This window comes from Roseibium porphyridii (assembly GCF_026191725.2).
GTDB classification, from domain to species: domain Bacteria; phylum Pseudomonadota; class Alphaproteobacteria; order Rhizobiales; family Stappiaceae; genus Roseibium; species Roseibium porphyridii.
This window is the reverse complement of record NZ_CP120863.1, coordinates 2,701,048-2,712,318: the sequence shown is the minus strand read 5'-3', so window position 1 is coordinate 2,712,318 and position 11,271 is coordinate 2,701,048. Positions and strand designations below refer to the sequence as shown.

Below are 11,271 nucleotides of genomic sequence, written 5' to 3'. Positions count from 1 at the left end.
TCAGTCCGACGATTGCTTCTTCAGCGCCGATTGTGCTGCGGCCAGTCGGGCTATGGGCACGCGGAAGGGAGAGCACGACACATATTCAAGTCCGGCACCTTCACAGAAGTCGATTGAGGCAGGGTCGCCGCCGTGCTCACCGCAGATGCCAAGTTTGATATCCGGCCGCGTTGCACGCCCGCGTTCCGTCGCGATCGAAATCAGTTCGCCCACACCCTCCTGATCGAGGGAAACGAAGGGATCCTGTTCCAGAATGCCTTTCGCCTGATAGGTGCCAAGGAATGACGCAGCATCATCCCGGGAAATCCCGAATGTAGTCTGTGTCAGGTCGTTGGTTCCAAAAGAGAAGAATTCTGCTGATTGAGCAATTTCAGCGGCCCGCAAGGCTGCACGCGGCAGCTCGATCATCGTACCCACATGGTAGGTAAGTTCAGCACCCGTTTCTTCCATAACAGCCTTCGCCATGGCTTCAATCCGGCCTTTGACGAGATCCAGCTCCGCCTTGACCCCAACCAGCGGCACCATGATTTCAGGCACCACCGGCGCACCCGTTTCCTTGGCTGCAAGGACGGCAGCTTCGAAGATCGCGCGAGCCTGCATTTCGGCAATCTCAGGATAGGACACCAGAAGACGACATCCGCGATGGCCGAGCATCGGATTGAATTCTTCCAGAGCCAATGCCCGGTCCCGCAGCAGTTCCGGATCGGCTCCCATGGCTGTCGCGACTTCCGCCAGTTCTTCATCGGACTTCGGCAAGAACTCGTGCAAAGGCGGATCAAGCAAACGAATTGTCACGGGCAAGCCGTGCATGATCTCAAAGAGATCAGCGAAATCCTTTCGCTGCATTGGCAAAAGCTTGGCAAGTGCTGCCCGGCGTCCATCCTCCGACCCGGCGAGGATCATTTCACGCACCGAGATGATCCGCTCACCTTCAAAGAACATATGCTCGGTGCGGCACAGTCCAATTCCTTCAGCACCAAAGTCGCGGGCGACCTTGGCATCCTGAGGTGTTTCCGCGTTGGTACGCACCTTCATGCGGCGGCCTCTGTCGGCCCAGCTCATCAATGTCCCGAAGTCACCTGAGAGGACCGGCTGAAGCATCTTCACTTCACCGGAGAGCACCTGTCCGGTGGCGCCATCGATTGTGATCGTGTCGCCCTCTTTCAATTGGCGTCCAGCGCAATTGATGACACCGTTCCGATAGTCAATTCTCAAGGCTCCGGCACCGGCGACACATGGCTTGCCCATTCCGCGAGCAACAACAGCAGCGTGGCTGGTCATGCCGCCACGGCTTGTCAGAATTCCTTCCGCTGCATGCATGCCGTGAATGTCTTCAGGGCTGGTTTCAACGCGCACCAGAATGACCTTTCGGCCGTCTCCTTTGGCCTTCTCCGCTTCATCTGAGGTGAAGACGATCGCTCCGGAGGCCGCCCCCGGCGAGGCAGGCAAGCCAGTGGTGACAATATCGCGTTCCGCATCCGGGTCGATGGTCGGGTGAAGCAGCTGATCAAGGGCGCCGGGCTCCACGCGGCCGATCGCCTCTTCTTCACTTAAGACGCCCTCTTCAACCATGTCCACGGCAATCTTCAGGGCTGCTTTTGCGGTGCGCTTCCCGTTCCGGGTCTGCAACATCCAAAGCTTGCCCTTCTCGATAGTGAACTCCAGGTCCTGCATATCCTTGTAGTGCTGTTCAAGCCGGTCGCAGTAGGACTGGAACTCTGCAAATGCCTCCGGCATCAGCATTTCAAGCGACGGGTTGGAAGACCCTGCTTCTATCCTGGCCTTCTCAGTGATGTCCTGCGGTGTCCTGATACCAGCGACGACATCCTCGCCTTGAGCATTGACCAGGAATTCGCCGTAAAGAGCCTTTTCACCAGTGGACGGATTGCGGGTAAAGGCAACACCGGTGGCCGACCCTTCTCCCATGTTTCCGAATACCATGGCCTGCACATTCACCGCCGTTCCCCAGGACGCCGGAAGGTCATGCAGCCGACGATAGGTCACGGCGCGCGGCACCATCCAAGAGCTGAAGACGGCCCCGACAGCGCCCCACAATTGTTCGCGCGGGTCCTGAGGGAACGGCTTGCCGAGTTCCTCTTCTACAAGGTCCTTGTATTTAGCAATGATCGAAAGCCAACCGTCAGCATCGACATCCGTGTCGAGTTCAAGTTCGTTCTGTTCCTTGTGCGTTTCAAGAATTTCTTCAAATTCGTGGTGGTCCAGCCCTAACACCACGTCTGAGTACATTTGAATGAAACGACGATAGCTGTCATAGGCAAACCGGCGGTCATTGGCTTCCTTTGCAAGTGCTTCGACGGTTTCGTCGTTCAGACCAAGATTAAGGACAGTGTCCATCATTCCAGGCATGGACACTCTGGCACCGGATCGCACCGACAACAGCAACGGTCGCTCCGTATCCCCAAAATTCCGACCTGTTGCCACACCGACTTTGTCAACGGCTTCAAACAGCTGTGCACCCAGCTCATCTGGATAGGATTTGTCGTGGTCGTAATACCAAGTGCAGACTTCAGTCGTGATAGTGAAGCCGGGTGGAACAGGCAAACCGAGGCTGCTCATTTCAGCAAGGTTTGCACCCTTGCCACCAAGCAGGTTGCGCATTTCGGCTGCGCCTTCTGCCTCTCCGTTGCCAAAGCTGTAGACCCACTTGGCCATATTCACTCTCCTAACCGATGCCGGCGACAAACGCCTCCGTCATATTGCACTGCACATACCTGCAACGGCAAAGGATTGGCTTCAAGCCCTTTCTCCCGGAAACCGGGCTCTATCACCCATTGGGCTTAAGCTTTCCGACGATGTGCAAATTCAAATGGATTTAAACCGTCAGAAAGTTATCCATCTGCCTTGCCGCATAGCCTTAAAGACGCCATTGTCAAAGGCAATAAGCAAGATTCCTAACTGTCGGTGAAGATGGAGTGCGAGGAAGTATGACCCAAGCGACCGGTGCCGTTGCCAATGTGGACCGAAAGCCCCTTAAGCGGAGGCTCCTTGCGCTGGTCAGTGCAATCGCCCTTTTGCCGGCAGCCGCGATGGCGGAAACCACGGCCGAACCTGAGAGCTACGGCACCCCAACAGGCCTGCCCTTCAATCTTTCGGGAAGCTACCTTTCCGGACGTCTCGCCGGATTTGGCAAGGACTACGCACAGGCTGCGGCCTTCTATGAGGAAACTCTTGCGGCCGATCCCAACAACACGATGCTGTTGGAGCGAACATTCCTTTTGAAACTGGCAAACGGCGACGTCGAACAGGCTGTCGATTTCGCAGAAGAGCTTGAAAAGGCCGGATTAGAGAATTTTCTCGCGCAGCTTGCCATCGGCGCTCAGAGACTGATCGATGGCAGCTATACAAACGCGGATATTGCTCTGGCGAAAGGGCGGAACGGTCCTCTGGCGCAGCTTTCTATCGGTATATCGCGAGCCTGGGCACTTTACGGCAACGGCAAGATTGACGAAGCCGTTGAAACCATCGACAGCCTGAGCGGTCCGGAGTGGTTCGAGGTTTTCAAGGCAACCCATAAAGCACATCTGCTATTTGCGGCTGGCAAGAATGCAGATGCACTCGAAGCCATTGAGGGAGCCTACGCAATCGATCAGGGCGCTATTCGCGTCATCGATGCCTATGCCAGGATACTTGCCGCCAACGGCCGGCAGAAAGATGCGATCGACGTTCTCGATCAATACGACCAGCAGTTCCGAGGTCACCCAAAACTGGCGGATACACGTGAAACCCTGATGAGCGGTGAAGTCATTCCGCCCATGGTGACGGATCCGGCCCAGGGCATGGCCGAGATTCTGTACGGCCTGGGTGCTGTCATTGGTCGTGATGGCGGCGAGGAACTGTCGACATCCTATCTCCAGCTCGCGCTTCATCTGGATCCTGAGGCCGAATTCGCGGCCATTGCACTCGGCAATGTTTTTGAACGCATGGAGCAACCAGACCGCGCAATCAAAGCCTTGATGATGGTGCCCGAAGACAGCGTTCTGAAACGGGAAGCGGAAATTCAGGTCGGTATGAATTTCAACGCCTTGGACAAGCTCGACGAAGCGCGCGCCCATCTGGAAGTTCTCATTGAACAGGACCCGTCTGATCTTGAGGCGGTCATTGCACTCGGCAATATCCTGCGATCTCACGAGATCTATGACGAAGCCGAGGCCACATATACACAAGGACTTGATACAATTGCCGAGCTGGAAGACCGGCATTGGATCATTCTGTATTTCCGCGGTATTGCACGCGAGAGACTGGACAAATGGGACCTTGCAGAAGCAGATTTCCGCAAGGCACTGGAGTTGAATGAAAACCAGCCTCTGGTTCTGAATTATCTCGGATATTCGCTGGTCGACCAAGGCCTGAAGCTCGACGAAGCGCTCGAAATGATCAAGACGGCGGTCGAACTGCGACCAACCGACGGTTACATAGTGGACAGTCTTGGCTGGGTCTATTTCCGTCTCGGCCGTTACGAAGAGGCTGTGAAGGAACTGGAGCGCGCAATCGAACTCCGACCGGCTGATCCTGTGATCAACGACCATCTCGGCGACGCGTATTGGATGGTCGGCCGTCGCAACGAAGCCAGGTTCCAGTGGAACCATGCCAGAGACCTCGGGCCTGAGGAAGATGAGCTGCCAAAGATCCTCGACAAGATCGCCAATGGCCTGAAGGACGTTCCGGTAACCGATGCAGCCAATGCCGAAACGAAAAACAACGGCGGCTGACCGGAGGTTTCAATGGCCCTCGGCTCAGCGTCGATGCCCCGTGTAGAACTGGCACGGGCCAAAGTAAATCTGGCCCTCCACATTACCGGGCAGCGTGAAGACGGGTATCATCTCCTTCATTCGCTTGCTGTGTTTCCCCAAATTGGCGATCGTATCGCACTTGAGGCTGATGACCGGCTCAACCTGGTTCTGGATGGTCCTTTTTCGCGTGAACTTGAGGGGCCATCGGACAAAAATCTGATCCTGAAAGCGGTGAAGGCCTTTGCCGAAAGGGCCTCAATTGCGGTTCCCGCGGTCCGTCTGACGCTCACCAAGCGCCTCCCGGTGGCATCTGGCATAGGAGGCGGTTCGAGTGACGCTGCGACCACATTGCGCCTGTTGGAGGACTTTTCCGGCGTCTATTTGAGCGAAGAGACGCTGCAGGGCCTTGCACTCTCGCTCGGCGCAGATGTGCCCGTGTGTCTCTTTCCCGAACCTCAGATCATGAGGGGGATCGGCGACGAGCTTTCACAGGGTCCGTCACTGCCGAATTGCTCGATTGTGCTGGTCAATCCAAAGAAAAGCGTGTCGACACCGGACGTCTTCAAGGCCATGACAGAACGTGACAATGCCGCAATGCCGATGGTGCCTGAGACATTCGAAACGCTTGGTGAGCTGACTTCGTACTTGTCGAGCTGCCGCAACGACATGCAGGATGCGGCAATCACCGTCTGTCCGGAAATCGGTGACGTGCTGCGTGCACTGGATAGCAATGAATTGGTTGAGTTCGCTCGTATGTCCGGTTCCGGCGCGACCTGTTTCGGTTTGTGCGAAACACGCAGTGCTATTGAAATCGAACGACGCTTGCGGTCAGACCACCCGGATTGGTGGATTGCGTCAGGTCCATTGAAATAAGCGGTCAAAACACATTAAAAAATAATCATAACCGCTTAAATTTATTGGAAATCTTTCCAAGATAACTAGCTTACGCGTGAGATACAGAACGCCACTGCATCAGCCAGCGCATCATTATGCGCCCCGCCGGGCAACGCCTCCAATGCCTTGAGCGCATTGTCGCCATAGGTCCTGGCACGGTCAACGGTTTCGCTCAATGCGTCGTATTTCTTCAAAAGTCCGATGGCTTCTTCAAGATCGCCGTCAGCGACATCTTCACCTTCCAGACACCGCTTCCAAAACACTCGGTCGGCATCGCTGCCACGGGCAATTGCCAGAACAACCGGTAAGGTGATCTTGCCTTCCCTGAAATCATCGCCAACATCCTTGCCAAGGTCCGCCGAAGATCCGCCATAGTCGAGCGCGTCATCGACCAGCTGGAAGGCATAACCCAATTCCATGCCGTAGGTCCGGGCCGCGAGTTTCATGCCCTCGTTCTGATCGGCGATTACCGGACCCACTTCGGCGGCAGCGGCAAAAAGCGCGGCCGTCTTTGCTTCGATAACCCGAAGATAATCCTGCTCGGTTGTGGTGATGTTCTTGGCAGCACCAAGCTGCAGGACTTCTCCTTCTGCGATCACCGCGGAGGCAGAGGACAGAATACGCAGAGCTTCAAGCGATCCGACATCGACCATCATCTTGAAAGCCTGACCCAGCAGGTAATCCCCGACAAGAACACTCGCCTGATTGCCCCAAAGCTTGCGGGCAGCAAGCTTTCCACGACGCATGTCGCTCTCGTCAACGACATCGTCATGCAACAATGTCGCCGTGTGCATGAATTCCACACTGGCAGCCAAAGTCACATGTCCATCGCCCTTGTAGCCGAACATTTCTGCGCAGGCGAGTGTCAGCATCGGGCGCAAACGTTTACCGCCAGATGAAATGAGATGTTTTGCAATCTCCGGAATCAGCTCCACATTGGACCCGGCCTTGGACAGAATCAACTCATTGACCTGGCCCATGCCGGGCGCCACGAGATCAACAAGCCCCTGTATGCTCGGACGACGCGGTTGATTGTCAGAATAGGTTGCGACAACGGCCACTAACGGCACTCCCCTGAATATTTGAGCGGACAATATGTTGCGATTGCGTCCGGGGCAAGACGCCATTCCGATGACAAACTGTTGAAATAGCGCAAACAGCAGGTTTTGCTGTACTCCGACCGACAATAGTGCACAAAGGCAATCTCAGGAGCTTTGCTGCTAACGCCGGATAACATATGGAAGAACTTATCAGAACAAACGATCCCGTCCTCATTTCCTTTCTTGAATCGATCCTGGAAGAGGCCGGCATCAAGCATTTTGTCGCAGATGGCAACATGAGCATTCTTGAGGGGTCATTGGCCATGATCCCCCGACGGGTGTTGGTAGACAGCGATCAGATCGGCAAAGCCCGCATGCTGGTGCGCGATGCCGGTCTGGAACATGAACTCCGGCCGGAGACCGGATCGTCCTGACATGTCGTTACCGCACGCATCGCAAGAACGGGAAGAAACGACGCGAGACGCGTTTTTGGGCGGTAAAGTCCATGTGCATCAGCCGCGCCGCGGCCGTCATCGCGCGGGCCTTGATGCAGTCTACCTTGCAGCAGCTCTACCCGACACAACAAAAGGCCATGTCGTCGACCTCGGCGCAGGCGTAGGAACTGCAGGTTTCTGCGCCGCTGCGAGACTATTCGACATCAATGTCACATTGGTCGAGCTGGATGCTGCGATCCTTCCTCTGGCACGAGAGGGGCTCAAGGACCCGGCCAATAGCGGATTTGCCAATCGGGTAACCTTGCTTGAGGCAGACATTACGGCAAAAGGCAGTCTGCGACATGAGGCAGGTCTCAAGCCATCGATGGCCGATCATGTGATCATGAACCCGCCCTACTACGAAGCTGATCGATTTCGAGCTTCTCCGAGCATGGCAAGGGCCGGCGCGCATATGCTGGATGAGCGAGGCTTGGCCCCCTGGGCGAAGACAGCCAGCGACATCGTCAAGGATGGCGGTAGCCTGACGGTCATCTTTCGTGCGGACGGTCTTCAAGACCTTCTTGGCGCGCTCAAAGGCCGCTTTGGTTCCGTCGACATAATTCCCTTGCGACCGCGCCAGGAAGCACCGGCCACCCGGATCCTGGTGCGGGCCGTCAAGGCCAGCAAAGCCTCATTGCAGCTATTGCCAGGCTTCGTTCTTCACGAAGACGATGGTTCGGGCTTCACACCTCAGTCGCAAACCATCATGCGCGACGGCCTCGGCCTGGGTCTGCCCGCACGCAAGTAGCTCCAATCGCCATATTGTCAGTGAACGACGAATTCACCCCCGGCATACCGGAAATCGACCGGAACGATCAGGTTTTGGTGGGCAACACGAACGGAATGAATTCGGCCCTCTATTTCATCTTCCCAAAACTTCAAGAACCGGTTGAGTTCGGGAAACTTGGGCGCCAGGTCTTCGGTCTGCCAAAGAAAGCTTTGAAGAAGCTTCGGGTGGTCGGGCATCCTGTAAAGGATCTCCGCCGTCAGCAGGCCGTAGCCGATGATCCGTTTTTCAAAGTCAGAGCTGGTTTCCATGCCAATCCTTTCTTCACTGCAAAGAAAGAGTGTCACGGATTCTTGCCCAACCAAATCCGACCAAAGAACAATTCTTGTTTACAAACAGTATTTTAGCAGCAACAAGATGTGACTGCTAGCAAGTCACAGCCAGCTGATATCAGGCCGGTTTCAATTGCTTTGGATCGAGGTCAGGTAGCCCAAAAACGCGTCGATGTCATCCGGCTCGAAGGCAAATTCGGGCATATTGTCGTGCGCTGTTACAATCCCCTCAGCAAGAGGTTCTTCCAGGCTTTCCAACGGATAGAGCGATGAAAGCGTCCTGAAAGCCGGAGCACCCGGCTGGGCACTTGTGTCATCCTTGCCAACGGCATGACAGGCGGCACAATGAATTTCGGCAAGTTCCTGTCCGGTAGCCAGGCTGACCGGATCTGACGGATAGTCTCCATCCGAAGCATGTCCCGAACTTGCAGCGGCGACGAGAACTGCTGACAAGACAAGCGATTTCAAGCGCTGCATGGGCGTCTCCCTCTCTGGAATCAGTCGGTCATTTATAGAGCCCGTAAACACGAAAAAACATTAGGAGACGGACGTACAAACGCATCCTTGCTGAAGTTCTGGACCGGTACTAAAGCACAAGGCCGGGGCATGTTCTTCGTTGGCGAGTGCATATATAACCAGAAGATCGACCAGCTTGCCGGAGGATTTATGAGCCCGACTCCCCTTCCCGACTCCATTGACGCAACGCTAAATCTGATGGACCAGGCAGGATATGTAGCCGACAGGTCTCTGGCCACGGTGCTTCATCTTGCCTTGCGCATGAAGCGTCCGCTCTTTCTGGAAGGCGAAGCCGGTGTCGGAAAGACCGAGATCGCCAAAGTCCTGTCAGCCACCCTTGGGCGCGACCTCATCCGCCTTCAGTGTTATGAAGGACTGGATATTTCCTCTGCGGTTTATGAATGGAACTACCCGGCTCAGATGGTAGAGATCCGGGTTGCGGAAGCCGCAGGTGACGCAGAACACAGTGAGCTTTCCAAATCCATTTTCGACGAACGGTTTTTGATCAAGCGCCCCGTTTTGCAAGCGCTTGAACCGTCTCTTACCGGCGCGCCGGTTTTTCTGATTGACGAACTCGACCGCGCAGACGAAGCCTTTGAGGCCTTTCTTCTGGAAGTTCTGGCCGATAATCAGGTTACCATTCCCGAACTTGGCACCGTGAAGGCAAAAGAACCGCCGATTGTCATCATCACAACCAACCGGACCAGAGAAATCCACGACGCCCTCAAAAGGCGTTGCCTTTATCACTGGGTCGATTATCCCGACGCTGAACGCGAACTTGAGATTGTTCGGCGCAAAGTACCGGGAGCTGCGGAACGATTGGCACTGGAAGTGGTTGCATTCGTTCAAAAGCTGCGCGCTGAAGAAGACCTTTTCAAACAACCAGGTGTTGCCGAAACGCTCGACTGGGCCAGTGCTTTGTCAGAACTAAATGAAATTGCACTGGATCCCGACTTAGCTTCAGACACGCTTGGCGTGCTCTTGAAATACCAGGACGATATTGAGCGCGTGAGAGGTTCAAAAATCCGACAGATGGTCGACGAGATCCGAAAAGAAGCCCCGCATCAGCAAAGCGTGCCAGCGCTGTAGGAGGCAGGGTCCAGATGGAAAGCCCCGACCTCCGTTCGAGAATTACTGACAATATCGTCTATTTCGCCCGCACCTTGCGGAAGGCCGGCGTACCTGTCGGGCCTGCGTCCGTGGTTGACGCGGTCGCAGCAGTGGAGGTGTCCGGCATTGAAAATCGCGACGACCTTTACTGGACCCTCCATTCCGTCTTCGTTCGAAAGCGCGAACACCGGGTTCTGTTTGACGAGGCATTTCGCATCTATTGGCAGAGCCGCGGCCTGATTGAAAAGATGCTCGCGATCCTTTCGCCTGTTGCGCCACCGCGCGGTCAGCCGGAAAAACCCAAGGCAGGTCAAACGAGAGTTTCCCAGGCATTTGAAGCTGCAAAGGAAAGAACTGCAGAACAAGCCGTGCCGGAAATCGAAGTGGATGCCAAATTCACCGTTTCCGGCAAAGAGCTTCTGCAAAAGAAGGACTTTGCGCAAATGACGGCAGCGGAAATAGAGGATGCGAAGCAATCCTTGCGCTCCATGTCGATGCCGATGGACAAGATCCGGCTCAGAAGGCTGCAACCGGCAGCAAAAGGCGTGATCGATCCAAGACGCACTTTGCGCGCGTCCATGCGCGCAGGCGGCGACATGATCGATCTGAAATATCGGAAACCATCCGAAAAGCGCCCGCCTTTGGTTGCCCTTTGCGACATTTCCGGGTCCATGAGCCAATACTCCCGGCTTTTGTTGCATTTCATGCACGGCATTACGGCAGAGAGACGGGACGTTCATACATTTCTGTTCGGCACACGCCTGACCAACGTGACACGGCAACTACGCATGAAAGACCCGGACGAAGCTCTGGAGGCCTGTTCTGACGGTGTCGAAGATTGGTCCGGAGGGACACGGATTGCATCGGCACTGCATGACTTTAATCGCCATTGGTCCCGCCGTGTGCTGTCAGGCAAGCCAACAGTTTTGTTGATTACGGACGGGCTTGAACGCGATACCGACGAAGATCTTGAACGGGAAATTGACCGCTTGCACCGGTCGTGTCGTCGACTGGTCTGGCTCAATCCACTGCTTCGATATGAAGGTTTTGAGGCAAAGGCCAAGGGCATCCGCGTGATGCTTCCCCATGTCGACGAGTTTCGTGCGGTTCATTCACTCGATGCCGTGGCTGATTTGGTTTCGGCGCTTTCCGGAAAGGGCGGCAGAGCCTTCAGGACGGACCCTAAACACTGGCTTGCTTCGTAGGGAGGCAGCTCTTTAAAATCCAGGTCTTTGCTTTAAATGGAGACCACTATTGTCGCAGTATCCGACATTTATTCTGATCGCTTTGGCATCATGCGGGACGGCGCTTGGTATCGAGCGAAATTGACGGAAGAACCTGGTGAATTGACAGCGGTCGATCTCAGGCTTTCGTAAAAGGCCCGCCCCAACTGGTTAAGCAAGGCTG

General features: G+C 55.3%; 10 protein-coding genes. 6 read left to right on the top strand and 4 right to left on the bottom strand.

Annotation, left to right across the window (positions count from 1 at the left end; translation table 11 throughout):
• Entirely contained in the window at positions 1-2,673 is a 2,673-nt protein-coding gene (gene ppdK / locus K1718_RS12740; protein WP_265684659.1) for a pyruvate, phosphate dikinase, read from the bottom strand.
• 272 nt (positions 2,674-2,945) lie between these two features.
• Here ppdK and K1718_RS12735 point away from each other — a divergent pair, with 272 nt between their 5' ends.
• Both K1718_RS12735 and K1718_RS12730 read left to right on the top strand, forming a co-directional pair.
• Positions 2,946-4,730 (top strand): tetratricopeptide repeat protein, encoded by a 1,785-nt coding sequence (locus tag K1718_RS12735; RefSeq protein ID WP_265684658.1) that lies wholly within the window; start codon positions 2,946-2,948, stop codon positions 4,728-4,730.
• A gap of 12 nt (positions 4,731-4,742) precedes the next feature.
• Positions 4,743-5,624: a 4-(cytidine 5'-diphospho)-2-C-methyl-D-erythritol kinase gene (locus K1718_RS12730; RefSeq protein WP_265684657.1), complete on the top strand. Its 882-nt coding sequence runs from the start codon at positions 4,743-4,745 to the stop codon at positions 5,622-5,624.
• A 65-nt stretch (positions 5,625-5,689) separates the two neighbouring features.
• On the opposite strand, the gene K1718_RS12725 is transcribed toward K1718_RS12730, so the two are convergent.
• Positions 5,690-6,706 (bottom strand): polyprenyl synthetase family protein, encoded by a 1,017-nt coding sequence (locus tag K1718_RS12725; protein WP_418068121.1) that lies wholly within the window; start codon positions 6,704-6,706, stop codon positions 5,690-5,692.
• 176 nt (positions 6,707-6,882) lie between these two features.
• Between K1718_RS12725 and K1718_RS12720 the strand changes: the two genes are divergently transcribed.
• The gene (locus K1718_RS12720; RefSeq protein ID WP_152501269.1) at positions 6,883-7,119 is read left to right on the top strand and encodes a putative signal transducing protein; all 237 of its coding nucleotides are present in this window, start codon (positions 6,883-6,885) and stop codon (positions 7,117-7,119) included.
• Between the two features lies 1 nt (position 7,120).
• Positions 7,121-7,927: a tRNA1(Val) (adenine(37)-N6)-methyltransferase gene (locus tag K1718_RS12715; RefSeq protein ID WP_265684656.1), complete on the top strand. Its 807-nt coding sequence runs from the start codon at positions 7,121-7,123 to the stop codon at positions 7,925-7,927.
• Between the two features lie 17 nt (positions 7,928-7,944).
• Here the strand turns inward: K1718_RS12715 and K1718_RS12710 are convergent, their stop codons facing one another.
• Complete coding sequence (locus tag K1718_RS12710) at positions 7,945-8,217, bottom strand: usg protein (protein ID WP_152501267.1); 273 nt, start codon at positions 8,215-8,217, stop codon at positions 7,945-7,947.
• A 150-nt stretch (positions 8,218-8,367) separates the two neighbouring features.
• Positions 8,368-8,715: a c-type cytochrome gene (locus tag K1718_RS12705; protein WP_152501266.1), complete on the bottom strand. Its 348-nt coding sequence runs from the start codon at positions 8,713-8,715 to the stop codon at positions 8,368-8,370.
• 189 nt (positions 8,716-8,904) lie between these two features.
• On the opposite strand from K1718_RS12705, the gene K1718_RS12700 reads away from it, so the two are divergent.
• Entirely contained in the window at positions 8,905-9,843 is a 939-nt protein-coding gene (locus tag K1718_RS12700; protein WP_152501265.1) for an AAA family ATPase, read from the top strand.
• Between the two features lie 14 nt (positions 9,844-9,857).
• A complete protein-coding gene (locus tag K1718_RS12695) occupies positions 9,858-11,069 on the top strand; it encodes a vWA domain-containing protein (RefSeq protein ID WP_265684655.1) in 1,212 nt (403 codons plus the stop codon).
• Positions 11,070-11,271 lie beyond the last annotated feature (202 nt).

What these genes read in the sequence shown, in the direction of transcription:
- ppdK (WP_265684659.1), bottom strand. Translation starts at nt 2,673, where the DNA reads ATGGCCAAGTGGGTCTACAGCTTTGGCAACGGAGAGGCAGAAGGCGCA.
- K1718_RS12735 (WP_265684658.1), top strand. Translation starts at nt 2,946, where the DNA reads ATGACCCAAGCGACCGGTGCCGTTGCCAATGTGGACCGAAAGCCCCTT.
- K1718_RS12730 (WP_265684657.1), top strand. Translation starts at nt 4,743, where the DNA reads ATGGCCCTCGGCTCAGCGTCGATGCCCCGTGTAGAACTGGCACGGGCC.
- K1718_RS12720 (WP_152501269.1), top strand. Translation starts at nt 6,883, where the DNA reads ATGGAAGAACTTATCAGAACAAACGATCCCGTCCTCATTTCCTTTCTT.
- K1718_RS12715 (WP_265684656.1), top strand. Translation starts at nt 7,121, where the DNA reads ATGTCGTTACCGCACGCATCGCAAGAACGGGAAGAAACGACGCGAGAC.
- K1718_RS12710 (WP_152501267.1), bottom strand. Translation starts at nt 8,217, where the DNA reads ATGGAAACCAGCTCTGACTTTGAAAAACGGATCATCGGCTACGGCCTG.
- K1718_RS12705 (WP_152501266.1), bottom strand. Translation starts at nt 8,715, where the DNA reads ATGCAGCGCTTGAAATCGCTTGTCTTGTCAGCAGTTCTCGTCGCCGCT.
- K1718_RS12700 (WP_152501265.1), top strand. Translation starts at nt 8,905, where the DNA reads ATGAGCCCGACTCCCCTTCCCGACTCCATTGACGCAACGCTAAATCTG.
- K1718_RS12695 (WP_265684655.1), top strand. Translation starts at nt 9,858, where the DNA reads ATGGAAAGCCCCGACCTCCGTTCGAGAATTACTGACAATATCGTCTAT.